This window comes from Luteibacter sp. 9133 (genome assembly GCF_000800155.1).
GTDB classification, from domain to species: domain Bacteria; phylum Pseudomonadota; class Gammaproteobacteria; order Xanthomonadales; family Rhodanobacteraceae; genus Luteibacter; species Luteibacter mycovicinus.
In genome coordinates, this window is the sequence record NZ_JUHO01000001.1 from 3,005,273 (window position 1) to 3,031,264 (window position 25,992).

Genomic DNA, 25,992 nt, shown 5'->3' on the forward strand with positions numbered 1-25,992 from the left:
TTAAGCGCCGGGCAGGCTTACAACCCATGCCATATCGACAACACGGCCAGTAAGCCGTCAACTGTGACAAGGCACTCGCTCGTTACCGTATGACGCGACCACCAGGGATTGAATTGCAAAGGGAGTAGCAATGAACGCGCAGACACCCAACGCCGCGGATGACAGCTGGAGAATCGCCCGGGTTTCGCTCCATGTCGACAGCCTTGTCTACACCAACGGCCGGCAACAAGCCTACGTCCGTCTCTACATCGAGGCCGAGTACAATTTCGAACCGGTGAAGCTGACGCAGAGCGAAAAGGACAGCGTACGCCTGATCGATTACGCGAAGCCGGAAGTCGAAATCCCCATCTCGGAAGATGGCGGCGAGCGACATCGGGGCTGGTCAGCACAACGCGATTTCCGAGGCTACGAGCCTCACCCCGGTCTTGGTCGCCGACCCGACACGACATTCGCGGGCGGGGACTACCTGGAATTCTACGTCGATGCGGCGGCCGACGCCTTGCGCGCGCCTCTTGCACCCGCTTTCCGCGTTACCGGCGACAACAAGTGGACGTATCGGACCGATGGCTACGTGTTGGACCCGGACGGCCAGGAAGGCCCGTACAACAGCAGACTCGACACGGGTGCGGACAAGCTGGTCCGAGCCGTGACCCCACCCGTTTATACGCCAGCCGAGTTCCGCCTCGGCCCGTCCGGTACCCGTGGGACCGGGTCCTCGCGGGCGGGCATCTTCAATGAGGTCCACCTGCTGTTCCTGCAGCCCACCGCCTCGCCTGGTCCGACCATCAGGTCCATGCGTTGCAGCCCGGCGGGAATGATCCACTGGAAAAACGAACTCCCTTTCACGGAGAACCCGTGTTTCACCGGCTATGCAAGTCCGGGAGAAAGCGAAATTCACTGGGACGACAGAGTACCTGTGGGAGGCCAGCCGCTTCCCCTGCTCGATAAGGTGTATCCCGAACAAGGGGTCATCATGCTTTGTGGACGCATCGATATCCCGCAACCCAGCGACGACGATGTGCCGCAAGCCGACGACGAGCTCGTGCCGCGTGGCCCGGTGGACATAGAGGTGACCGACATGTACGGCAACAAGCATACGTGCCGACTCGGATTCGTCACGGGAACGCGCGATCAACTGAGGTTCCTCTGACGCGAAGGAGTGCACGCTCATGACCGGTCGGTCTCCCGAAACACAAGGCGCCCTCGCCAATGACGACTTCTACTCCGGTGCCTTCAGCTTCTACAGTCACGTCAGTGGTGACGTCGATCCTCGCACCGGGATGTACTCGGCAGGCATCGATCTGACCACCGGCAAGGGCAACCAGCTACGCGGTCCCTCGTTCGAGTTCCGCCTGAACTACGATGCGCTGAGCAGCAATGATGATGGTTTCGGCACGGGCTGGCATCTGGGTGTCACCCGGCTGGAACGCGACGTCGGCATGCTGGTGCTCGGCAGCGGCGACAGTCACCGTTTCGACCGTCTGTTCCCCGGCACTCCTTCGGGCTTTCCCGACCGTAAGCTAAAGAGCTTTCGGCTCACCGCTGGCGATAACAGTACCGCGGTACTCGAGCACGCCACGGGTGTCATCGAATATCTCGCCCCCGCCGCCGGCTCCTCCAGTAGTCTGCGTCCCCAGCGTATCGCCAACCCCAGTGGCGACGCCATTCACCTGACATGGGAAAGCGGGCCACACGGCACGCCTGTTCTGACACGGGTCGTGGATGACGAGGGTCAGCCCTTGCTCATACTCTCCTACCCGGATCGCGGCAACATCCACCTGACCATCTTCACCGGGCTGACAGCGCCGGTGGAACTGCATTTTTCGCGCGTGGGCGACACCTTGCAGCGCGTTCGCATCCCCGCGCTCACGGAACTCAACGCTGAGCCCGTTCGCGACGAAGAAGAAGCCGTGTGGGCTTTCGGTTACAAGAACAGCCTGGAACCGCCCTATCTCGCACTGCTGCGTTCGGTCACATCGCCCGATGGCATCCTCGATGTCGTGGAGTATGCGGAGGAGTCCATTCAGCTTCCACCGGGGGCGGGGCGACGCTACATGCCCGCCGTCGCCGAACGCCGCCGCGTACTCGACGCCGATCGCACGACGGTGCTGCAAACCAGCCGGTATGCCTACAACACGCATGGTGCCAACAATTACCTCGGCCATCCCCTGGTCACGGCATGGGAAAACCGAAACGATCAGTTGCTGCATCACGGCGACGCCGAAGGATTCGTATACGGGTCGCGGGAAACCCAGGTCGCCAGTAACGGCGACACGCTTTGCACGATCGAACGAACCTACAACCATTTCCATCTGATCGTCCGCGAAACCACGACCCGGGGCACGGTGGTCCAGGAGGTGAAGACGGTCTATGGCGAGGAGCGCGGCGTCCCGTTCGTCCGACAGAAGACGAGCTTCCAGCTACCGCATTCGATCACTACCACGCTGTACGACAAGCGCAACCCGACCGTAAAACAAGTGACCATCGCCGATAACACCTACGATGACGACGGCAACCTGATCGCGCACCGGGACGGCGCCACCGGTATCGTGGAGCGCTCGGCGTATTTCCCCCTGGCCGGTGAGAGCGGTCTCTGCCCACCGGATCCGCTCGGACTGGCGTATCGGCTGAAGAGCGAAACCGTCGAGCCGGGACCGGGCGGCGGTCCGGTGCTCACGACGCGTTACCGGTACCGTGACGTGCCTGTACGGGTCGCGGCCGGCGCAGCGCGCGCCGTGGCATCCCCTCGCGCGCCGACGTTCTACGTGCAGGCTTGCGAGGAAACCCTCGTTGAAAAAGACCGCGACGACCCGCTGACCCGCAGCGAGCAGCATTTCATCCTGGATCACAGCGATCGTCACGGCGCGTTGTCGAAGGAATCGCGCACGCAGGACGGCCTGACCCTGACCCGCGAGTTCACATACCGAACCGACACAGGCAGGCAGACCATCGTCACAACGGTCACCGAAACCACCTTTGACGGCGTGACCAGTACCACGGAAGAAGAGGTCGCCCTTGTCGGCGGTCAGCTGCGGGGCAGCATGGACGCGCTGGGCAATCACACCTACACCATCTACGACAACCTCTCCCGGCCGAAAACACAAAGCCGCGCACGCGGTCGGGAACAGGAAGTGATCACAAGCGAGTGGCAATACCATGTGTCGACGACCAGCCGCTGGGTGCAACGCAGGGGAGTGACCGGCCTGCCACACCGGACGAGGCTGGACGAACAGGGACGGGTCACCACCGAGGAAGAGCCGCTGCCCGACGGGAGCATGATGACCGTCCGCGAGGTGAGTTACGACCACTTCGGTCAGGTGCTGGCCGAGGTCCTTTACGATCGTCTGGCGAGCGATGCGCCACTACGGCTTCGCACGGAATTCAAGTACGACGACTGGGGCCGATGCAGCGACCGGACGGCACCGGACGGAAGTCATGCCCGGAGCGAAACGGCTCTCGTCGAGGTGAACGGTGAGGTCGTCACCCGCACGACAGCGTGGCAGGAGGCCGATGAACGGCGCATCGGTGGCTGGCAGTCGACCGACACCGACGCGGCCGGCCGACAACGGCGGGCGGCATCCGGTATCTGGGACGACGAAGGCGCGGCCCGCGAAGTGGCCATGACCCAATGGCGCTACGACGGCCTGGGTCGTTGCATCGAGATCGTCGATCCGCTGGGCCAGGTGACGGCGCAGCACTGGGACGTTCTCGGAAGGTTGACCGAGGTGACGCTTCCCGACGGAACGGCGGTCGCGTACACCTTCGCGGCCGGGCACGAAGAGGCACTACCGACCAGCATGTCCGTGACGCCCGCGGACGGGGCCCCTGCCCTGCGCCTCGGCCGCCAGGACTGGGACGGCGTGGGCCGTCTCCTCAGCGAAACCTCCGGCAGCCTGACGCGACGTTACGACTACGGGCCCGACCAGTTCAACGCCGCCAGCGAGCACTTGCCCGCGGGCGGAGAGATCCGCCGGACTTACGAGCCCTGGCTCAACGAGGCGGTAGTGACGGAAACGCTCGCATCCGACCCGCCGGTCGTGCTGAGAACGGCTGCCTACTATCCGATCGGCGGCATGCCTAAGTCGATCAAGAGCGACAGCGGCGAGATGGGGATTGAGACCGACTACCTGGGCCGGATGACCAAGCAGACGGTGACCATGGGCGGCACGTCCCGCTCGAGCGAAGTGATCGTTTCACCGTGTGGGGTCGAACTGGTCAAAAGCGGGATCGACGGAGCCACCCAGGTTTTTCACTATGACAAATGCGGGCGTACCGAGCGCCTCGAGCACGTGACAAAAGAAGGTCTTGGGCTCGTCGATGTGACCTTTGCCTACGACGGTCTTTCACGCCCGACCTCACGCACCGCGACGACCGACGCGGGCGGGTCGGTGACCGAGAGCCTTGAATACGACGATCTCGGCCGTGTGGCCGGCACTACCTGGCTGGCCGAGCGCGCCGGCAAGCGCACACGGCGGAAACTGGTCCTGGAGTGGCGCAGGGACGGCAAGGTGACCGGCAAGCGGTGGTTCGGTAACGACGATGTGTCGCCCCTGCGCGAAGAAAGCATGGAATACGACACCCGGGGCCGGCTCGTCGTCCACACTATCGACGCCATCGACGGGGAATATCCCGTCGACGAAGCAGGTCATGCCTATCGCACGCAACGCTTCGACTACGACAGCATCGACAATCTGCTCAGCGTCGAGACCACGCTCGTCGATGGCCGCTTCAACCGGACCGCCTACGGCTACGACGCCATCGACCTCGACCGCCTCGTCAGCGTGGAAAGCAGCCTCGCGAGTTACCCGGGCTACGGCACCCCGCTGGTCGTCCGCTACGACGACAACGGCAACGTGATCGAAGACGGGCTGGGCAATGTGCTGACGTGGGATGCGGCGAGTCGGCTCGCCTCGGTCACATCGGCCAGCAACGTTCGCACCGACTACGCCTACGGTCCCGACGGCCGGATAGGACAGGTCGTCCAGCAGGAACGCAGCACCCTCCGCTATCACGACGACGGACAACTTTACGGCGAATTCGACGACGATGAGCAGAGGCGTTTCCTGCGATCCGGCGGCACGGTCGTCGCCGAGTCCGTCCTCAGCCGTGACCTGCGCAGGACATGGCTGCTGGGTAACGACCCGCAGGGTTCGGTGATTCTCGAGGCCGGCGATGCCGTCGCGACGCGCACCTACGGGGCCTACGGCGATCGCAAGACGACCTCCGACGCGGCGCGGTCCGGTTTCGCCGGGGAGGTCTGCGACGCGGATACCGGCTGGTATCTGCTGGGTGAGCGCCCGTATTCGCCAGCACTGCGGCGTTTCCTCAGCCCCGACCGCGCGAGCCCCTTCGGCGCGGGCGGCGTCAATCGCTACGCCTATTGCGCGGGCGATCCGATCAACCGCATCGATCCCACGGGGGGCGCGTGGTGGGACTGGCTCGGCCTCGCGCTGGGCGCCATCGGTGCCGCCGTCGCGGTGGTTGCGACCGGCGGCGCCCTGCTCGGCGTCGTCGCCGCGGCTGCCGCTGGAAGCCTTACCGCGGCGGTATCGACACCGACCATGATGGTCATGGCTGCCGCCGCGGTACTCGAGGTCACGTCCGTGGCCGTGGAGGTCGGCGCCCTGGCCTCGGCGGCGACCGGCGACGAAGAGACGGCCGGCATCCTGGGATGGATAGCGTTCGGAACGGGGCTGGCGTCGGGTGCGATGTCGGCAGCACCAAAAATGGGAGCGCCGCGTGGGAGATTCGTGGGCGCCCGGCGGTCAGCGACGCAAGGGGCGACCGGGCGAACACCGACCGTGACAGCGACCACCCTTCATCCAGGAACTACCGACTCAGGCTTGATTGAGGCCGTCCATCCCTCGGGGAGAAAGGTTAACCACTACGTGGGCGCGCCCGCAGTAAGTGCTCAAATACCGAACCGGATCATGCCTGTCGATCCGGCCAAAATAAACATCACCCCCCGCTGGTTCTCATTTACGAACGCCGCTGGGGGCACTGTTCATGTCACGGACACCATGACGACCGGCTCAATCGTCGCCGACCGGTTACGCGTGGTCGCGAAACAAAGAGCAGCGCAAAAGGGCCCTCATAAAATACGCATGCTGGATGGCGGTCACGGAGACGCGCTCGGGGACAACTATAAAAATGGAATCAGGGTCCATGATGACAGCCGTTTTCAACCGGAAGACAACTTCGCGGCAGCTAAAACTTCCTTCGAATTTCAGGGCGCCGGCCTGAAAATTCGAACCAAAAATTTCGCTGGCAGAAGCCCAGGTACGATTCGAAAGTGGCTTAACAAGGAGGGCGACACCATCGTCGCGCACTGCTACTCCATCGCTGACCCGCTTGTTATGGACGCGCTCAACTTGCGGAGCGTCGATGTCTTTACCTACTAGCGGTTTTCGGATGCATATGGATCACCGGGCCGGCTGCAACCCGCTCGGCTTTGCCACCACAACAGGAGTGTTCCGATGAAAAAACACGTCACGACACCAGAGGCGGGTCGCTGGGTGGAGCTCGTGCTGTTCAGGATTTACAAGGATACGTTTAACGACACAGGCCCCACACTGAAGCTGTTCAACAATACGCGACAGCAATGCGCCGTGAGGGTCATGCTGCAGGCGGTCGACAGCGACCGCAAGCCGGTCGATCTCACGCAAGCGGACCTCGATACGATCGAACTGATCGACTACAGCAGCGGCGAACCCCTGCCCCGACGCGATGCGGGCCAGCCGCACCCTGACTGGGCGTTTTCGACCCACGATGACGGCTACCTCTGGGACGAGTCGCTTATCGGCGCGGTGCAGCACGACACGGCTGCGTCCCCGGAGAGCACCCGTCCGCCATCGGCGGACGTCCAGCACCCCGCGCCTCACCAGAGTGTCGTCACACTTTATGTGTCCACCTCGGCGCTGTCGTCGCGCCAGATCGCCGCGCGCATTCCGATCCCGTCATCGGACACACGCACCGCGACGCCGGTCTACATCACCACGAACAGCATCGGGGCCGACGACCCGGTGGGCGAAGGCGAAGATGGCCAGTTCAATTCCTGGGTGAACGTCAGGCCTTCCGCTTTTCCGACGCTGCCCATCACCAGCTACGGGGCCACCTCGGGCGACGGCCGCCTTGCGCCGGTGAAAGTCGGCAGCTCGGATTACTTCTACTGGGTCAACGAGCATTACATTTACGTCTCTTACAACGGCCGCGAACTGGGCCTCCGATCCGTCAGCAGAAGCGCCGGTAAGCAAGAGGGTTTTTCGATCTACGGTAACGGCAGCCTCAACGACCATGTGCAATGGAGCGTCGCCTATTACGCCCAGCCTGGCGCCGACAAACCGGAAAACTTTCCGCTTCCTCCCCTTGCGACCATCGAGGTACCGTCGCCTTCCGTCGAAAGCGGCGGGAATGCAGAGCCGCCCGCGTCGTACACGCCTCTGGAGATGTTCAACCGATGCGTGGGCAGGATCGAAGGCGCATCGCCGGCGCGCGTGGTCGTCGGGCTACTCATGGGCAATTTGGCAGGCCGACTCCTTGACAAGGAGAAGAAGCCAGTCGCCCCCGTGAGAAGCACGCCGATCCACATCGTGGACGCTTACGGCAACGATCACGCACTTACCCTGTCGTTCGTTGCGAAGGTCAATGAACTCACCATTGCCAAAATGTAGGGGAAGTGCCATGAAATATAACAACACGACGTTGCTCGCCCGCTTGCCGATCGCTTTGTCGATGCTTTTAGCCGCGAGTGCCGGTTGTGCGGATCCAGTCCAACAGGCCAGAAGGTTCGTGTCAGCGCAACAGGAAGCCGACGGCACGGGCGACACCAGGGTCATGCCGCCTTACGTTCGACTTTACGAGGGACACAAGCTCACGCAGGATACCGTTTGTTCCGTCCCACTCACCATGGGGACACACGCGCAGTACCACTTCCAGAATAAGGAAGGCCATTGCGCCAACGATGAAGCGAAGTCGATCGAGTTCGAACACGTGCCCGCCGGAACCGTTGTCGAACTGTACGACGACCCGAAGTGCGGCAAAGGCGACGACTGGGTGTCCTTCACTTTCCGGCAGCTGGTACCCCGCACCTGGGCCTGGGGTTTCGAATACAGCCTAGAGGACACGGACTTCGGTAACGGCCAGGTGGTCTACTCGAAGGTCTACCACAAAGACAACGGTCTCGACGGCAAGGTGTCGTGCATGATCATCAACGTACCTCCCGAGCACTGAAGCCGCGCAGGTCATCGCACGGCGAAAAGATGCCTCTGGGTCGGCAGTCTGGGGATCGTTACGGGGCGTTTGAAATCGGCTCCGAACGGTCGCCAGATGCCGTCGGCCCCCTCCACGGCGATGGCGGTGTCGCCACCGTCGGCCGACGCGTGATCGACCGCCGCCCGCAGGGCCTCAACGCGCGAGTTGAAGCGCTCCATGACGCGCCCATGGGTGCGGAGGGTCCAGGCACCGGACGCGTCGGGCAGATAGGGAACCTCATAAATATGCGGCATGTGCGGCCTCCGACCCTTAAAGGATTGTGAGAGAGACCATAGACTTGCCGGTGTCTTTGCAGGGTGCTCGCAAGTTCGGACGACCGTGACGCGCCCGCGACATCCGTCCCGCGCCGCACAACAGGGTGTGAAGGACTCGTTTGCTAGAATCGCGGTTTTAGCTCCCGGAGTTCGTCATGTCCTCGAAGATCCTCGCAGCGCTCGATCTCAACGCCACGGAATCGGGCACCTACCTCGGTCGCGGCGAGTGGGCCGCCACCACGGATGCCGGCACCATCACGCCGGTGAACCCGGCCACCGGCGAGCGGATTGCGACGGTACAGGCCACGAGCGCCACGGATTACGAGACGATCGTGCAGCGCGCGCAGGAAGCCTTCGCGATCTGGCGGACCACGCCGGCCCCGCGCCGTGGCGAGGCCGTGCGCCTTTGCGGCGAGGCCCTGCGCCAGCATAAAGACGCCCTGGGTTCGCTGGTCGCACTCGAGATGGGCAAGATCAAGCCGGAAGGCGACGGCGAAGTTCAGGAAATGATCGACATCGCCGATTTCGCGGTGGGTCAGAGCCGCATGCTCTACGGCTACACGATGCATTCGGAGCGCCCGGGCCATCGCATGTACGAGCAGTGGCACCCGATCGGCCTGGTCGGCATCGTCAGCGCGTTCAACTTTCCGGTGGCCGTCTGGGCCTGGAACGCCTTCCTGGCGGCTATCTGCGGCGACATCAGCATCTGGAAGCCGTCGCCGAAGACGCCGCTCTCGGCCATCGCCACCATGAAGATCTGCAACGCGGCGCTCAAGGAAGCCGGCTTCCCGGACATTTTCTTCCTGTTCAACGATGCGGGCACCGATCTGGCGCAGACTTTCGTCGACGACAAGCGCGTTCCGCTGATCAGCTTCACCGGTTCGACCCGGGTCGGTCGCATGGTCGGCGAGCGCGTCGCGAAGCGCATGGGCCGCAGCCTGCTGGAACTGGGCGGAAACAACGCCATCATCCTCGACCAGTCGGCCGATCTGAAGCTGGCCATTCCCGGCATCGTCTTCGGCGCCGTGGGCACCGCCGGTCAGCGCTGCACCAGCACGCGCCGGGTCCTGGTGCATCGTTCCATCCACGACCAGGTCGTCGACACCCTCGTCAAGGCCTACGGCCAGGTCGAGCAGAAGATCGGCGACCCCACGCTGGCGACCACCCTGATGGGTCCGCTGAACAGCCCCGAGGCCGTGCAGACCTTCGTCGCCGCGGTCGAGAAGGCCAAAGCCTCCGGCGGCACGGTGCGTACGGGCGGCAAGGCACTCACCGACCGCAAGGGCAACTTCGTCCTGCCGACGATCATCACCGGCCTGAGCAATACCGACGAGGTCGTGCAGACCGAGACCTTCGCGCCGATCCTCTACGTGATGCCGTTCGACACGCTGGACGAGGCGATCGCGGAGCAGAACGCCGTGCCGCAGGGCCTGTCCTCGGCGCTGTTCACGCAGGATTTGAAAGCCGCCGAACAGTATCTGTCGGCCGCCGGCTCGGATTGCGGCATCGCCAACATCAACATCGGCACCTCCGGCGCGGAAATCGGCGGCGCCTTCGGTGGTGAGAAGGAGACCGGCGGCGGTCGCGAGTCGGGTTCGGATGCCTGGAAGGTCTATATGCGCCGCCAGACCAACACCATCAACTACTCCGATTCGCTGCCGCTGGCCCAGGGCATCAAGTTCGAGTTCTGACCCACGGACAACGACATGACCGACCTGCGCTCCACGGATCGCTTCTCCGACCGCGTGGCGGACTATGTCCGCTTCCGGCCGGACTACCCCCGGGCGCTCGTCAGCTGGCTTCACGAGCAGGGCGTGCGGCCGGACTGGACCGTCGCCGATATCGGCGCCGGTACCGGCATCTCCAGCAAGCTGTTCCTCGACGCCGGGCACCGCGTGACCGGCGTCGAACCGAACGCACCCATGCGCGCCGCGGCCGAGCAATGGCTGGGCACCAAAGGGCGCTTCCGGTCGCATGACGGGGCCGCGGAAGCGACCGGCCTGCCCGACGGGTCGGTCGACCTGATCATCGCCGGGCAGGCGTTTCACTGGTTCGACAAGGAAAAGGTACGCACCGAGTTCACCCGCGTGCTCAGTGACCGCGGTCTGGTGGCGGTGTTCTGGAACACGCGCCGGCTCACCGGCACGCCGTTCCTCGAAGGCTACGAGCGTCTGCTGCACGAGTACGGCATCGACTATGTCAGCGTGGCCGGGCGCTACGCCGATGACGAAGCCATGGCGCAGTGGTTCGGTCATGGCTATCGCGGCATGGCGTCGTTTCCGCACGGCCAGAAGCTGGACTACGAGGCGTTGCTCGGCCGGACCATGTCGTCGTCGTACATGCCGAAACCCGGCCACCCCAACCACGAACCGCTGTTGTTCGCCCTGCGCTCGCTGTTCGACGCCACGCAGGACGGCGGTACCATCGATTTCGATTACGACACCCGTATTTTCGCGGGACACCCGGACGCCTCATGTACGACCTGATCCGCCCCCTGCTCTTCGCCCTCGACGCCGAGACCGCGCACGGCCTTACGCTCTACGCGTCCGATGTCGCGCAACGCAGCGGCTTTTCCGGCCTGATAGCCAAGCCGCCGGCTGACTTGCCGGTGAAGGTGTTCGGTATCGACTTCCCGAACCCCGTCGGTCTCGCGGCCGGCCTCGACAAGAACGGCGAGCACCTCGACGGCCTTGCGGCCATGGGCTTCGGCTTCGTCGAGATCGGCACCGTGACGCCACGTCCGCAGGCCGGCAACGACAAGCCGCGCATGTTCCGGCTGCCGAATCACGAGGCGGTGATCAACCGGCTCGGCTTCAACAACGGCGGCATCGATGCGCTGGTGCGCAACGTACGGAAGGCATCCTTCCGCGGCGTGCTCGGCATCAACATCGGCAAGAACAAGGACACGCCCAACGAGCGTGCCATCGACGATTACCTGATCTGCCTCGATCGCGCCTACCCGCTGGCCAGCTACATCACGGTCAACATTTCCTCCCCGAATACACAGGGCCTGCGCGACCTTCAGGAGGAAGAGACGCTGCGCCGATTCATCGGCACGCTGCGCGAGTCGCAGGAGAGCCTTGCCGCGAGACACGGGGCCCGTAAGCCGATGCTGCTGAAGATCGCTCCCGATCTCTCGGAAGGCGAACTCGACGCCATCGCCGACGTATTGCTCGCTTCCGGTATCGACGGCGTCATCTGCACCAACACCACGATCGACCGCGACACCGTCGCCGGCGATCCGCATGCCGGCGAAGTGGGCGGCCTGTCGGGGCGGCCTTTGTTCGAGAAGTCCACGCGCGTCCTGCGCGGCATGAAGGCCCGCGTGGGAGACCGGCTGCCCATCATCGGCGTGGGCGGCATTCTCGACGGCGACACCGCCGCCGAAAAGATCGAGGCCGGCGCATCCCTGGTGCAGGTCTATTCGGGCCTGGTCTACCGCGGCCCGAAGCTGATCGCCGAAGCCGTCACCGAAATCCGTCGCCGCGGGATCGTGGCATGAACAACGATCCCATCGACATGGGTGGCTTCCTGCTCACCAGCGACGCACCGCTCGCCGGACGGAACACGCTACGCGTGGATGCCCGGGCGCGGCTGCTGGCCGAGGTGCACGACGTCGGCAAGCTGCCCGGGCTGCTCGCCTACCCTGCCATTCGCGACGGCAAGGTGCTGGTCCTGGGCGAGGGCAGCAACATGCTGATCAGGGGCGACATCGACGCGACCGTCGTTGCCATCGCCAACCGCGGCGTCGAAACGTTTCAGCGCGACGATCGCGTACTGATCCGTGTCGCCGCCGGTGAACGCTGGGATGACTTCGTGCGGTGGTCGCTGGGCCAGGGCTACGCCGGCCTCGAGAATCTGATCCTGATCCCCGGCACCGTGGGTGCGTCGCCCATTCAGAATATCGGTGCGTACGGCGTCGAAGTGGCGGAGTTCATCGACACGGTCGAGGCCTGGGATACGCACAAGGGCGAGTTCGTCCTGCTCGACAAGGCCGCCTGCGCGTTCTCCTACCGCGACTCCGCGTTCAAGCGGCAACCGGGACGCTGGATCGTCGTGGCAGTGACCTTCGATCTCCCGCGTGAAAGGCCGCTGTCGCTCGACTACGCGGGCATCCGCGAAGAAATGGAAAAGATGGTCGCGCAGCGCGCAACCCCGTATCACGTGGCCGAGGCCGTCGTCAGGCTGCGCTCGCGCAAACTTCCCGACCCGGCCGTGATCGGCAATGCGGGCAGCTTCTTCAAGAACCCCATCGTCGGCGCCCATCAGGCCGACGCTCTGGCGCTCGCCCACCCAGGCCTGCCGGTGTGGCCGCATGCGGGCGGCACGGCCAAGCTTTCCGCCGGATGGCTGATCGAAGCGGCTGGCTTCAAGGGCGCACGCGATGGCGATGCCGGCATGTCCAACCGCCACGCACTGGTTCTCGTGAATCACGGCAAGGCCAGCGGCCCCCAGCTGTGGAGCTTCGCGCAGAAAGTGATCGCAGGCGTCGAGGCGATGTTCGGCGTCACCCTCGAGCCCGAGCCGCTCGTGATCTGACCTCGTGTCACGGTGATGTAAGAGCCCGGTCATATCCTTCCCGGGCGGCGTACCATGGGGTCGTCGTAATTCGCGACGAGGACGACGCCCTGGACACGATGACGCCACCCAACGAGACGCCGACGGCACCCAAGAGCCCCGCCAGCAAAGCGGTGGCGCCGCCGGATCTGCCGGAAGTCGACCTCGGCGACAGCAGCCTCTATGTCCATCGCGAACTGTCGCAGCTGCATTTCAACATCCGCGTCCTCGATCAGGCGCTGGACGAATCCAAACCGCTGATCGAACGCCTCAAGTTCCTGCTGATCTTTTCGTCCAACATGGACGAGTTCTTCGAGATCCGCGTCGCCGGCCTGAAGCAGCAGATCGCGTTCGACCACGAAGTGATCGGCGCCGACGGCATTCCGCCACGGCGCGTGCTCGCCGAGATCGCCGAGGTCGCTCACCGCCAGATCGACCGGCAGTACCAGATCCTCAACGAGAAGATCCTTCCGGCCCTGGCCGCCGAGGGCATCGCCATCGTCCGGCGCAACCAGTGGACGCATAAGCAGAAGCTCTGGGTACGCCGCTATTTCCGCCATGAAGTGGCGCCTCTGGTCACGCCGATCGGCCTCGATCCGACCCATCCGTTCCCCCGGCTGGTCAACAAGAGCCTCAACTTCATCGTGCAGCTGGAAGGCACCGATGCGTTCGGCCGGGATTCGGGCCTCGCCATCGTTCCCGCCCCGCGTATCCTTCCGCGTCTGATCCGCATGCCCCCGGAGATCTGTGAGGGCGGCGACAACTACGTCCTGCTCTCCTCGATCATCCATGCGCACGCGGACGATCTTTTCCCCGGCATGCGCGTTCTGGGCTCGTATCAGTTCCGTCTGACCCGCAACGCGGATCTCACGATCGATCCGGAAGACGTGGAAGATCTCGCGCGCACGCTGCGCGGTGAGCTCTTTTCGCGGCGCTACGGCGACGCCGTGCGTCTGGAAGTCGCGGATAACTGTCCCAAGCCGCTGGTCGACTATCTGCTGAAACAGTATTCGCTCGAGGCTGACTCCCTTTACGAAGTCAACGGCCCGGTCAACCTGGCTCGCCTTTTCGAGATGACCCTGCAGCCGCAGTACGCGCGCCTGCAGTTCCCGACTTTCATCCCGGCACTGCCCAAGGTGCTGGCCGAGGCCGAAGACATGTTCGCGGTCATCGGCAAACAGGACGTATTGCTGCACCACCCGTTCGAGTCGTTCTCGCCCGTCGTCGACTTCCTGCGCCAGGCGGCGAAGGACCCGCAGGTGCTGACGATCAAGCAGACGCTGTACCGGAGCGGAGCCAATTCGGAAATCGTCGACGCGCTGGTGGAAGCCGCGCGCTCAGGCAAGGAGGTCACCGCCGTGGTCGAGCTGCGTGCGCGCTTCGACGAGGAATCCAACCTCAGCCTCGCTTCGCGCCTGCAGCAGGCCGGTGCGGTGGTGACCTATGGCGTCGTCGGCGTGAAGACACATGCCAAGCTCATGCTCGTGCAGCGTCGCGAGAACGGAAAACTGGTGAGCTACGCCCACCTCGGCACGGGCAACTATCACTCGGGCAACGCGCGCCTCTACACCGACTACAGCCTGCTGACCTCGGACGAGGCCTTGTGCGACGACGTGCATCGCCTGTTCCGTCTGCTCACGGGCATGGGCAAGGCACTGAAGATGAAGCGCATGCTGTATGCGCCGTTCACCCTGAAGAAGGGCCTGCTCGACCTGATCGCCCGCGAGGCGACGAACGCCGCCGCCGGTAAAAAGGCGGAGCTCGTCTTCAAGATCAACGCGGTCACGGACCCCAAGCTCATTCGCGCGCTGTACCGGGCGAGCCAGGCGGGCGTCCGCGTCGAGCTCATCGTTCGCGGCATGTGCTGCCTGAGGCCCGGCATTCCGGGTGTGTCGCAGAACATCCGCGTGCGCTCGGTGGTCGGCCGGTTCCTGGAACACAGCCGCGTCTACTGGTTCCACAACGATGGCGAGCCCGAACTTTTCCTGGCCAGTGCCGACCTGATGGAGCGCAATCTCGACCGCCGCGTCGAGACGTGCTTCCCCATCGAGGGCAAGAAGCTGCGCCAGCGTGTGCGCCGCGAGCTCGACCTCTACCTGACCGACAACCATTCGGCGTGGGTCCAGCAGGCCGATGGCGGTTACACGCTGCTCCAGCCGGCAACCGGGCAGCCGGTGCGGGACGCGCAGACCCAGCTGCTCGAGCGATTCGGCGGTCTGGCCGCTCCGGCGGCCGCCTAGGCCCTTCACCTACCCCCAACGGCCAAGGCGACATGCTTGCCGAATAGCGGCACAATGTGGCTGCTGGTAAGGGAGACGGGCTTTCCTTGGAATGCCGCCGGATCCACGTCGCGCGCCCGGCTGGCGCGCCGCCGTACGTCGGATGCAGGACTGGCATGAGCTCGAGGGAAAGACAGTGGCAGTGGTTACATCGCCTGATCCAGGCGGTCGTCACCTGCCTGCTCTTCACCGTCATGGCGACACCCGCGGCCACCCTCACCGGTAACTGGCGTGAGGCCCATCCCGGCGATGTCCCGTCGGACGTCCTGCTCGAAGCCTACAACCGGCCGCTCGCCTCGTTCGACCCGGCGCGCATGCAGGTCTTCCCGGCCTCGGCCAACGGCACCTGGGTCATTCTGCGGCAACTTCCGCCCTGGACCGCCGGCGAACGCGTGCTCAGCATCAACACGCCCGGGCTCGGCGCCGTGTCCCTCTACGACGAACACGGGCGGGCGGTGTCCACTTCGCTCGAAGACTTCGGCCCCGGCGTGCATGGACATGGGCGCCTGATGTTCAGCCTGCCCGCGTCGATGCCCGCGTCGCACACGATCCTGCTCAAGTTCGAACCGACGACGATGCCCGCCGGAGCGGTCACCATGTCGACCAGCTCGTGGGCCGACTATCTTCGCGAAGACAGTGGCTGGGTCGCTTTCGCGACGGCCTGTTTCGCGGTCATCCTGACCATGGCACTGATGGCGATGTGCTTCGCCGCCATCCTGCGTGACATGACTTTCGGCTGGTACGCGGCTTATCTCGTCTGCTACGCGCTCATCCAGGGCGTAAAGACGGGCTACATCTTCCATCCCCTGGAGTTCGAGTCGCTGGCGGGCATGGGCGATACGCTCGGCGCCGCGGCGACGTCGCTCTCCGTCTCGTTCTCGGCGCTGTTCGTGCTTCGCTTCGCCAAGATCGATGACTACGCACCGCTGTTGCGCATGCCGGTACTGGCGTTCGCCGTCGGCATGCCCGTGCTGATCGTGCTGCGTGCGACGAGTATCGACGTGCTCGTGCAGACGGCGGCCTTGCTGCTACAGCCGTTGCTTCTGATCGGCGCATCGTTGCTGCTGGTCGCCGGCGCCATCGCCGCGGCCCGCGGCTCGCGACACGCATGGTTCTTCCTCGTGGGCTGGACACCGTTGCTGTTGCTGACCGCGTTATGCGGCGCGCAGGCACAGGGCATGCTTGCCGACGCGCCGTGGCTGCCCAACGCGGCGATCGCCTTCGGGGCCTTCGAGGCCATCGTGCTGTCGATCGGCTTGTCGGACCGCGCACTCACCATCCGCCACGATCGCGATCGCGCGCGGCAGCTGGCCGACAGCGATCCGCTGACCGGGGTGCACAACCGCCGCGCCTGGACGGATGCCGCGCTGGAGCGTCTGGAGCAAGGCATGTCGCGTCCGATCGCCCTGCTCTTCCTCGACCTGGACCATTTCAAGGAACTCAACGACCGCTTCGGTCACGCCGCGGGCGACCGCGCGCTCGTGGCGGTGGCGGCGGCATTGCGAGACGAACTGAGGCCTTCGGATCTGCTGGGTCGCTTCGGCGGTGAGGAGTTCGTCGCCATGCTGCAGGGCGTGGATCGCGAGAACGCCATGCAGGTTGCCACACGGTTGTGCCGCCGCATCACACGACTGGATGCTCACCTGGGCGAGAACAGCGAACCGCTCACGGTGTCCATCGGCGTGGCTTTGCGCACGCCGGCGGATACGTTGCAGTCGTTGATCGAACGTGCCGACGCGGCGATGTATGCGGCCAAGCTGGCGGGCCGCAACCGGGTGGTGTGCTCGGGGCCGGCGGGGCCGGCCCTGGTGCGGCGCGAGGGTAAGGTCGCCAACTAGGCCGCGCTGCGGTCTACGTGCGCTCCCGCATCGATTCCGCCGCGGCCACGATATCGTCGTCCCCCGGCAATACCAGAAACGCCGCCCCCGCCAGCGGTGTGAACGTGTCCGCACCCACGACCCGGCGCAACGGCACGTGTCCGAGGCCTGCCTCGACGATCGCCGTGATCACTCCCTCGCCGACGCCCGCGCTCTTGCGCCCCTCGTCCACGACGAGGATGCGCTTCGCCTTCGCCGCCTGCGTCGCGATGAAGCCATCGTTCAGCGGCACCAGCCAGCGCAGATCGACCACGCGTACCTTCCAGCCCTGCTCCGCCTCGATACGCTTCGCGGCACGCAGACTCATCGGCACGCCGTTGCCGAACGTGAACACCACGAGGTCGTCGGCGTCGTCGCCATAAACCCGCCCCTCGCCCAGCGGCATGGCCTCACCGGGTGCCGGGTAGGAAAACTGCCACCGACCGTCGCCAGCCTCGTGGAGGTCCTTGGTCATGTACAGCGCGATCGGTTCGAGGAAGGCCGTCACGCGGCCATCCACCTTCGCCAGCGCCGCCATCGTGCGCAGCATCGTCGCGGCATCGTCCCCGCGACTCGGGCAGCCTACGACAAGGCCGGGGATGTCGCGCAGCGCGGTGATCGAATTGTCGTTGTGGAAGTGACCGCCGAAACCGCGCTGATAACCCAGCGAGGCCACGCGCATCAACATCGGGTTCCGGTACTGGTCGTTCGAGAAGAACTGCAGGGAAGCCGCTTCACCGCGGATCTGATCGCAGGCGTTATGGAAGTACGCCAGGTACTGGATCTCCGGCAGCGGCAGCATGCCCATGTTGGCATAGCCCTGCGCGAGGCCGAGGATCATCGTTTCGTCGAGCAGCGTGTTGAACACCCGCGTGTTGCGGAACGCCTTATGAAGACCCTTGGTGACCGTGTACACACCACCCTTCTGCGCGACGTCCTCGCCGAACAGCAGGCTTTCCGGATACTTCGCCATGAGATCGTGCAGGGCCTGACCGATCTGGACGGCCAGATGCTTCGGCGGCTGCGCCTCGGGGAGCTTGTCGGCGCCGCCGAACACACGCTCCCGCTCGGCGGCATCGGCGGCGCGTTCCGCTTCCGCACGAACCGCGTCCGGCGTGTACGGCGCCAGCGGCGCCATGACTTCCTCGAGCGACGCGAGCCGCGGGCGGCTATCGGCGTCCTCGGCCGCTTCGAAACAGCGGTTGCGCGTGGCGTTGTAAAGATTGAGCAAGCTGTCTTTGTCGTACAGACCCGAGGCCAGCGCGATCGCCGCGCTGCGTAGCAACGGATCGGTCGCTTCGAGAGCCACCAGCTCGTCGATCGAGCGCCACTCGATCTCGAAGTCGGTGCCGGCATGGCCCATGACGCGCGTGGTGGTCAGGTGCAGGAAGGTCGGACGCCGCGTGCGTCGGCAGTGTTCGACGGCGCGCTGGACATCGGCGTAACCGCCCGCCAGGTCCAGCCCGTCGGCATGGAAGTAATCCAGGTCGGGGCGGTGACGGAAGTTGTTGGCGACCCAGCCGCCCGGCGTCTTCACCGAGATGCCGATGCCGTTGTCCTCGCAGACGAACAGCACCGGGGCGGGCAGCTTCTGGTACGCGGTCCACGCCGCCGCATTGAAGGCCGTCTGCGCGGTCGCGTGGTTCGAGGATGCATCGCCGAACGAACACACCGCGATCGAATCCTGAGGGATCGGCAGGGCATGCCCGATGCGGCGTCCTTGCTCGATCGCAATGGCCGTACCCAGCGCCTTGGGCAGGTGCGATGCGATGGTGGAGGTCTGCGGCAACACCCATAACGGCTTGCTGCCCCACACCTTGTGCCGCCCACCCGAGGCGGGGTCTTCGCGGCTCGCCGCGAACGACAACGCGGAATCCATCACCGGATCCATGCCCGGCAGCTTGCGGAACCGCTCAGCCATGAAACCACCGCTGCGGTAATGCAGAAAGGCCGGATCGGTGTGCCGCGTCAGCCGCGCCACCATCGCGTTACCCTCGTGCCCCGACGAGCCGATCGTATAGAACACCTTGTTCTGCACGCGCAGCACGCGCGCCATCAGATCGAGATGCCGGCTGATCAGCTGCGACTCGAGCAGTTCGCGAAAACCGCGTGCATCCAGCGCGCTGCCCGGCAATACCGGTTCATCGTCCTGCGGCGCGCGCGCGACGTCGCCCTGCCAGAACTGCACGTACTCGACGAAGTTCTGGTCGACGATCTCGGCGCGGTTGAAGCCCTTGTGCCGGGCGGGGATGGGATGTGGGACGGACATGGCGAAATACTCGTAAGAGAGAGAGCCGGGCGAGGCCACACACGAGCCCGCCCGGCGTATACGTCAGCGACGCCTGGCGAGCCACTGCTCGCGCGTCTGGCCCCAGAGGTCGACGACAACGTCCGTGGACGGCGCCGGCAGCGCGCCGGGCCCCTGCCAGTGAGAACCGAGCTTCTTCGCCACGGCGATGGACGCGATATTCGTCGGCGCGATCGAATGAATCACCTGGCTCCAGCCGAGATGGTCGAACGCCCAGTCCATCGACGCGGCGGCGCCTTCGGTCGCGTAGCCCTTGCCCCAGGTATCCCGCGCCATGCCCCAGCCGATCTCATGGCCCGGCCAGCCCTCGGGCTGCCAGGGACCCAGACGACCGATCCAGCGACCGCTCGCGCGCTCGATGACGGAGAACATGCCGAAGCCGTTGATGCTCCAGCAGCCGGCCATGGTCATGAAGTTGCGCCAGGCCACGGCGCGTGGCTGCGGGCCGCCCAGGAAGCGATTCACTTCCGGATCGCCCATGCATGCGGCCCACGCCTCGAAATCCTCCGCCGCGGTGGGGCGCAGGATCAGCCGATCGGTCTCGATACGCGGGCCGTGCATGGCACGTGCCTCAGAATGCGTTGATGCCGGTGAGCTCCCGACCGACCACCAGCTGGTGAACGGTCTCGGTGCCTTCATAGGTGATGACCGATTCCAGGTTCAGCGCGTGGCGGATTGCCGAATGCTCGGTCGTGATACCCGCGCCACCGAGGATGTCGCGGCAGTCACGCGCGATATCGATCGCCATGCGCACGTTGTTCCACTTCGCCAGCGACACCTGCGTCGGCTGAAGCCGGCCGGCATCTTTCAGGCGACCGAGCTGCAACGAAAGCAGCTGCGCCGTCGTGATGCGGCGTGCCATGTCGGAGACGCGGATCTGCACGGCCTGGTTGGCCGCCAGCGGGCGGCCGAACAGAATGCGCTGCGAGGCGTAGTCGAGCACTTCCTTCAGGCAGGCCTGCGCGGCGCCGATCGGGCCCCAGGTGATGCCGTAGCGCGCCTGGTTGAGGCAGCCCAACGGGCCCTTCAGACCCTTGACGTTGGGCAGCCGCGCGCTATCGGGAACACGTACGTCGTCGAAGAACAGGCCCGACGTCACCGAGGCGCGCAGACTCATCTTCTTGTGGACTTCCTGCGCGGCGAAACCCCTGGTGTCCGTCGGCACGATGAAGCCCTGGATGCCGTCGTCGGTCTGCGCCCAGACGATGGCGATGTGCGCCAGGTTGCCGTTGGTGATCCACATCTTGGCACCGTTGATCACCCAGTCGCCGCCGTCCTGGCGGGCCACGGTTTTCATGTTGGCAGGGTCCGACCCGCCGTGCGGCTCGGTCAGACCGAAGCACCCGATCACCTCGCCCGCGGCCATGCGCGGCAGGTACTCGCGTTTCTGTTCCTCGGAACCGTAGGCGAAGATCGGATACATGCACAGCGAGCTCTGCACCGAGGCGAAGCTGCGCAGACCGGAATCGCCTCGCTCCAGCTCCTGGCAGATCAGGCCATAGCTCACGGCGTTCATGCCGGCGCAGCCGTATTCCTCGGGCAGCGTGGCGCCGAGCAGGCCCAGCGAGGCGATCTCGGAGACCAGTTCCGCCGGGAAACGCCCCTGCTCGAACGCGTCGCCGATGATCGGCAACACCTTTTCGTCGACAAAACGGCCAACGGCGTCCTGCACGGCCCGCTCCTCATCGGTAAGCAGCGAGCGGACGTCGTAAAGATCGAGCGGGTCGAGACGGTGAGCCATGCGGGTACTCGTACGTGGGCAGCCGGAAAGCCCTCGATTGTAGACCCGCGCGGGGTCGGGGTCATGGCGTCCCGCAACATGCATACAAGGGCTGCAAACGTTTGCATAATGGGATGCCCCCGCCTTCAGGATTTTCCCCATGTTCAAAGGCGTCCTGCTCGGTTTCGCCTGCTACGCGGCCTACGCGTGGAGCGATGCCTTCGTGAAGTCCCTCGAGGGCTCCCTGCCGCCGTACGAAGCGGTGTTCTTCGGCGCCGTGCTCGCCATGGCGGCGTTTCCGTTCCTGAAGAAGCCGGGGGACCGCTGGAGCGAGGTCGTGGTGTCGAAGATGCCCGGCCTCTGGCTGCTGCGCGCCATGGCCGGCGCCATCGGCAACATCACCGCCGTCATGGCTTTTACGGCCCTGCCGATGGCCGAGGCGTTCTCGCTGATCTTCCTGCTGCCAATCTTCGTGACGATTCTCTCGGTGGTCTTCCTCCGCGAGCACGTGGGCTGGCGACGCTGGTCCGCGGTGGTCGTGGGATTTCTCGGCGTGCTGGTCGTTCTGCGGCCCGGCTTCCGTCACCTGGGCCAGGGCCACGTCGCGGCGATCATCTGCGGAATCACCGGCGCCTTGTCGATCATCGCGTTACGCATGGCCGGAGCCACCGAGAAGCGCATCACCCTCTACGGCGCGGGCGTGATCGGGCCGATGATCGCCGGCTTCATCATGATGCTGCCGCACTTCGTTTGGCCGGACCTGCACCAGTGGTTCCTGGTGCTTGGCTACGGGCTGCTCGCGGCGGCGGGCGCGGTCCTGCTGATGCTTGCCACGCAGAACGCCCCGGCGGCGCGCGTGGCACCGACCCAGTACAGCCAGATGTTGTGGGCGATCCTGTTCGGGTATCTGATCTTCCACGATCATCTCGACTGGCCGATGCTCGTGGGCATCGTGCTGATTCTCGGCGCGGGGCTTTTCACCTTCGTGCGCGAAGAGAAGAAGACCGACTGGTGGCGGTGGACGAACATCGTCTGAGTCGCCTCGGCAGGTTGGCCGTGGCCGCACCCATGCGATAATTCGACCCGGAAAACAATCACCAAGGAATGGCATGGAGCCATGGTTCTGGCGCGTCGGCGCGGCTGCTTCGGCCCTCGGCGCGTGTGCGATCGCCCCCTCCCTCGCGAGCGGATTGATCCTTTTCTCACTAGGCCTGCCGATGTCGGCCTTCGCACCCGGCCTGTGGCACGACTATTGGCAGGTGCTCGATCAGCCGGCTTACCGGCCGGATGCAACGCGCATCGCGATCTGCGCGGGCGCGGGGCTGGTGCTGCCGCTATTGCTGTGGTGCCTGGGTATCGTGTTTTTGCGGCGCCGGGCTCCCTCGGTCCCGGTGTCCGGCCCATTCGACCGCTTATCAGCCTCGTCCCTCCCGCTTACCGCGATCAAGCCCGGTGTAATTCACGTAACGAAAGAGCGTGGGCGCACGCTGGGCGCACCCGATGCCGCGTCAGTCATCGTATCCGCTCCGTATTACCCTGAGGCGCACGCCGTCGTCCTTGCGTCGCTGCGACACGCAGACGGGTCCACCCTCGTCATCGACTGCGGCTCCCGCAGCCTTGCCTTCGCACACGCGGCACCCGGGAGGACCGTCCTTCGGCTGAACCCTTTCGGAGGCGGCCCTGCCTGGAATCCGTTGGCCGGCGCGTGGGGACCGCAAGGTTTGTCGGCCGATGAGCTTCGACACCTTGCTGCGGCGTGGTTCCCCGAAGCGAACCGACACGAACGATTCATCGTCAGTCACACGCGCAACGCATTCGTCAGCCTGGCGCATGTGGTCGCCGACGTGCTGCGGTCTGCGCACAACGAGGCGCCGCCCGCCGCCCCGGGCGATATCCACCGGCTTTGCGCACAGGCCGTCCACTACGTATCCCGACGCGCCTTCCTGCAGACGCTGGCAGAGCGTCCTGAAGTCGGTTTCCAGGCCAGGGGAGGACTTCGTGGGTGGCTGGGGCTTGATGATGCCGGTATCGATATCGTCTGGAAGCGTGTCTCCGACGTTCTGGCGCCTTTTGCGGACCCGATCGTGGATGCCGCCACGCGGAGCGAAAGGCTGGCACCGGCATCCTGGCGGCGAGCGACTGTGTACCTGGATGTGCCCGATCGGTGGCGCACCGCGTCCGGCCCCTTTATCGAATCGGCCATACGCCAGTGGCAGGCGGCGCTGGACGAGGGCGAGTCGTCGTTACTGCTGGCCCATGCCCTCGACACGCTGCCGCCCATCGCCGCGCTGACCGACGCGGAATCGCCGTGGCGATGTCTTGCCACGACGCGGGGCCTGAGCGCCCTGCACGACCGCTACGGCAACAACGCCATCACGCTCGACCGCCGTTTCACGGCTTGCGTCGTCCATGCGCCACGCGATGAAGCGCTGGCAAGGCGTGAGTCCGACGCATTGAAGCAGTTCGTTGCCGCCCATCGCTACGACGGCCACCTCGCGTCGACACCCGCATCGCCGACCAGCCTCATGTCCCTGCGGGCGGGCGAGCAGATCGTGGTGACCCCGTCGGTGCCGACACCCGTCATTTGCCGTACCTTGACCTCATCGCGGAAGCCGAACACGCCGCCGCCCCAGACGATCGACCAAGGAGAGGCCATGCCTGTTTCCAAGTCTTTGATTGCGTTTTTCTCGGCGCTGGCGGCGGGAGCGCCAAATGCCGAGTCCATCTCAGGCACATCCGCCCCCCCACCCGTTTCCACGGCGGCAAGTCCAGCGGCGCACGTACCGCTGGTCGAGGCGAAGATCGGGAAGCATCGCTTCATGTTTCCAAAAAACATGTATTACCAACAAGCCGGTCCCGACCGGGATGGAGGGGTGATGCTCATCGTGCGATGGCCCACTCTGCGGCCTTATCCGCCAGGCGTGGACTACCACCACGACAACCTCGACTTCATCAGCCATATCAGCATCGATATCTCCGAGCCAAACCTGTCCGATGCCGAATATCGAACGCTGCTGCGGCGGTATATCGAACCGTTGAATCCGGACGACAAAGCAGCCCGCGCTGACCCAAGCCGGAACCTCGACTTGCGAATCAAAGGTGAACCCAGGTTCGGACTCATTCCCTACTTTGCCGACTTCGACAAACTGAAGCCGTATTTCGACAACCTTTACAAACCAGGAAGTCCTGCAAGCAGGCCCGAGCACAACGATGATTGGTTTGTCAGATGGGGAACCGATGGGGTCCCCACGACGGTCATTACCTGCTCATCGCGACTCATACCAGACGGGGCAAGCATTCAGAGCGGGGTGATTGTCGACGGTACTGACGCCCGCCGATCGAGTTGCCAGCACTCCTTTCTCGTTCCTGAGCTTCGGCTGGTTGTGCACGCCACGTATCTACGCGTGATTATTTATGACTGGCAGCGCATAGAAAGTGAGGTGCGCGCCATGCTCGAAACACGGAGAGTCAAATGACGGATGCCGCCCCTGGAAAACTGCTAAGTCGAGATATCGAAGTACTCAGATACTATGCCAGTACCGAGAACCGCGAACTTTATTGGAATTATCTGGCCGAGCTTCCCGGAAATGACGGGTACGGACGGCTGGCACTTGGTGTTGTGAGGAATGACAACATGCCCGGCGCCACAGCGAACGCATATGCGCAAAGCTACGTTCGCGATCATAACGGTCGGGTGCTCACCGAAAGGGAGTGGGACAAGTTCGGGGTCGACCTTATCGTGCAGGACCTTGCCATGCGCGAGACCGCCCTCGCCGACGGTCACGCTGATCGCGCTCTGAATCTGCCTGGAAAGATGGTGCAAATGGCGCACGACGAGGCATTCAATCATCTGAAAGTGGATCCCAACGCCTGGACGCCCCGAAAACTTCTCGAAGCCGCTCGCCATCACGGCGCGAATGGGCCGGAAGAGTCCGAGAAGATCTGGAAGACCATGCTGGACAACGATCTCATGGGGACCCGCCGTGGCGCAGCCACACTAGGTGACATGGCGCGCGCGGCAGGCATGTCAACAGCGGAGCGCGCCTCATACGGCGCAGACATGGCCGCTGCCTGGACCTCGGCCATCGGCGACAGGTCTCACATGGACCCCAACGTCATCGGGCGAAACGATCATTTCTTCGGGCGCGACCGCAACGGCGACTGGAGCGAATTCACCAGTGCGCAACCGACCACGACCGTGTCGTTTACCGAGATGAAGGACGTTACCGATCCCAGGCTGCTGCGGGAGCTGGAGGATACGCGGAGTCTTCGCCTGGAAAGGGAGGCCGCTCGTAAGGACTTCCATCCCGACGACCCCGGCCGGCTGATCGGATCGCCTCATCCGATGGCAGACGCCCACCCGCGAACGAGTCTACCGAGCGCCCACTCGGACCCGCTCTACGCGTCACTTCGCATGCAGCTCCCCATGGAGATTTCAAACGATAAAGCGGCACAGATGGCGCTTGTCGCGCGTCAATCGAACATACGCGACGCAAGTGAGTTGTGTGACGTCGAGGTTCAGGGGCGGAGCATCGTGTGCACGGGGATCCGCCCGGGGTCCGTCGCCACACTCGACCTGGCCTCACCCGCACCGCCTATGGAGCGGAGTCTCGCCCAAGGACAGCAAAGGGATGCCGCCTTACAACAGCAAGCCCGCGATGCCTCCATGCAGCAAGCGAGTCAGCAAACGTCCGTTACCCGGACAGGGCCCGTGATGGGTTTCTGATCCCGGCATCGCGGGAGAAGC

The 25,992-nt window shown here is 64.7% G+C and carries 17 protein-coding genes; 13 read left to right on the forward strand and 4 right to left on the reverse strand.

The features are described 5' to 3' along the window. Positions 1 to 130: 130 nt before the first annotated feature. From FA87_RS13095 to FA87_RS13110, 4 genes are all read left to right on the forward strand, one after another. The gene (locus FA87_RS13095; protein WP_043695096.1) at positions 131 to 1,150 is read left to right on the forward strand and encodes a hypothetical protein; all 1,020 of its coding nucleotides are present in this window, start codon (positions 131 to 133) and stop codon (positions 1,148 to 1,150) included. A gap of 289 nt (positions 1,151 to 1,439) precedes the next feature. Next, the gene (locus FA87_RS13100; protein WP_197062416.1) at positions 1,440 to 6,401 is read left to right on the forward strand and encodes an RHS repeat-associated core domain-containing protein; all 4,962 of its coding nucleotides are present in this window, start codon (positions 1,440 to 1,442) and stop codon (positions 6,399 to 6,401) included. A 75-nt stretch (positions 6,402 to 6,476) separates the two neighbouring features. Next, the gene (locus tag FA87_RS13105) at positions 6,477 to 7,670 is read left to right on the forward strand and encodes a hypothetical protein (protein ID WP_043695102.1); all 1,194 of its coding nucleotides are present in this window, start codon (positions 6,477 to 6,479) and stop codon (positions 7,668 to 7,670) included. A gap of 118 nt (positions 7,671 to 7,788) precedes the next feature. Next, positions 7,789 to 8,229 (forward strand): hypothetical protein, encoded by a 441-nt coding sequence (locus tag FA87_RS13110; protein ID WP_156128556.1) that lies wholly within the window; start codon positions 7,789 to 7,791, stop codon positions 8,227 to 8,229. A gap of 11 nt (positions 8,230 to 8,240) precedes the next feature. Here FA87_RS13110 and FA87_RS13115 read toward each other — a convergent pair whose 3' ends face one another. Continuing rightward, a complete protein-coding gene (locus FA87_RS13115) occupies positions 8,241 to 8,504 on the reverse strand; it encodes a DUF2188 domain-containing protein (RefSeq protein WP_043695107.1) in 264 nt (87 codons plus the stop codon). A gap of 176 nt (positions 8,505 to 8,680) precedes the next feature. Between FA87_RS13115 and FA87_RS13120 the strand changes: the two genes are divergently transcribed. The 6 genes from FA87_RS13120 (at position 8,681) to FA87_RS13145 (ending at position 17,199) form a co-directional block, all read left to right on the forward strand. Then, positions 8,681 to 10,216, forward strand: coding sequence for an aldehyde dehydrogenase family protein (locus FA87_RS13120; protein WP_043695110.1), 1,536 nt, complete (start codon positions 8,681 to 8,683; stop codon positions 10,214 to 10,216). A gap of 15 nt (positions 10,217 to 10,231) precedes the next feature. Further along, entirely contained in the window at positions 10,232 to 11,011 is a 780-nt protein-coding gene (locus FA87_RS13125) for a class I SAM-dependent methyltransferase (RefSeq protein ID WP_043695115.1), read from the forward strand. Beyond that, on the forward strand, positions 10,999 to 12,027 hold the full coding sequence (locus FA87_RS13130) for a quinone-dependent dihydroorotate dehydrogenase (protein WP_043695118.1): 1,029 nt from the start codon (positions 10,999 to 11,001) through the stop codon (positions 12,025 to 12,027). The genes FA87_RS13125 and FA87_RS13130 overlap by 13 nt, the downstream gene beginning before the upstream one ends. After that, on the forward strand, positions 12,024 to 13,064 hold the full coding sequence (gene murB / locus FA87_RS13135; protein WP_239709094.1) for a UDP-N-acetylmuramate dehydrogenase: 1,041 nt from the start codon (positions 12,024 to 12,026) through the stop codon (positions 13,062 to 13,064). Before FA87_RS13130 ends, murB begins: the two co-directional genes overlap by 4 nt. A gap of 98 nt (positions 13,065 to 13,162) precedes the next feature. Continuing rightward, on the forward strand, positions 13,163 to 15,322 hold the full coding sequence (gene ppk1, locus FA87_RS13140) for a polyphosphate kinase 1 (protein WP_043695120.1): 2,160 nt from the start codon (positions 13,163 to 13,165) through the stop codon (positions 15,320 to 15,322). A 155-nt stretch (positions 15,323 to 15,477) separates the two neighbouring features. Next, positions 15,478 to 17,199 (forward strand): diguanylate cyclase, encoded by a 1,722-nt coding sequence (locus FA87_RS13145; protein WP_081996590.1) that lies wholly within the window; start codon positions 15,478 to 15,480, stop codon positions 17,197 to 17,199. A gap of 13 nt (positions 17,200 to 17,212) precedes the next feature. Here the strand turns inward: FA87_RS13145 and FA87_RS13150 are convergent, their stop codons facing one another. From FA87_RS13150 to FA87_RS13160, 3 genes are all read right to left on the reverse strand, one after another. Then, positions 17,213 to 19,486 carry a thiamine pyrophosphate-dependent enzyme gene (locus FA87_RS13150; protein WP_043695123.1) on the reverse strand — a complete coding sequence of 758 codons (2,274 nt, stop codon included), beginning with the start codon at positions 19,484 to 19,486 and terminating at the stop codon, positions 17,213 to 17,215. Between the two features lie 63 nt (positions 19,487 to 19,549). Then, complete coding sequence (locus tag FA87_RS13155; protein ID WP_043695126.1) at positions 19,550 to 20,086, reverse strand: GNAT family N-acetyltransferase; 537 nt, start codon at positions 20,084 to 20,086, stop codon at positions 19,550 to 19,552. Between the two features lie 10 nt (positions 20,087 to 20,096). Continuing rightward, entirely contained in the window at positions 20,097 to 21,266 is a 1,170-nt protein-coding gene (locus tag FA87_RS13160) for an acyl-CoA dehydrogenase family protein (protein WP_043695130.1), read from the reverse strand. Positions 21,267 to 21,405: 139 nt separating this feature from the next. On the opposite strand from FA87_RS13160, the gene FA87_RS13165 reads away from it, so the two are divergent. The 3 genes from FA87_RS13165 to FA87_RS13175 all read left to right on the forward strand — a co-directional run bounded on the left by FA87_RS13165 (position 21,406) and on the right by FA87_RS13175 (position 25,971). Beyond that, a complete protein-coding gene (locus FA87_RS13165) occupies positions 21,406 to 22,281 on the forward strand; it encodes a DMT family transporter (protein WP_036111503.1) in 876 nt (291 codons plus the stop codon). 73 nt (positions 22,282 to 22,354) lie between these two features. Continuing rightward, positions 22,355 to 24,721 carry a type IV secretory system conjugative DNA transfer family protein gene (locus FA87_RS13170; RefSeq protein ID WP_043695134.1) on the forward strand — a complete coding sequence of 789 codons (2,367 nt, stop codon included), beginning with the start codon at positions 22,355 to 22,357 and terminating at the stop codon, positions 24,719 to 24,721. Further along, positions 24,718 to 25,971: a hypothetical protein gene (locus FA87_RS13175; protein ID WP_052191353.1), complete on the forward strand. Its 1,254-nt coding sequence runs from the start codon at positions 24,718 to 24,720 to the stop codon at positions 25,969 to 25,971. Before FA87_RS13170 ends, FA87_RS13175 begins: the two co-directional genes overlap by 4 nt. Positions 25,972 to 25,992: the final 21 nt, after the last annotated feature.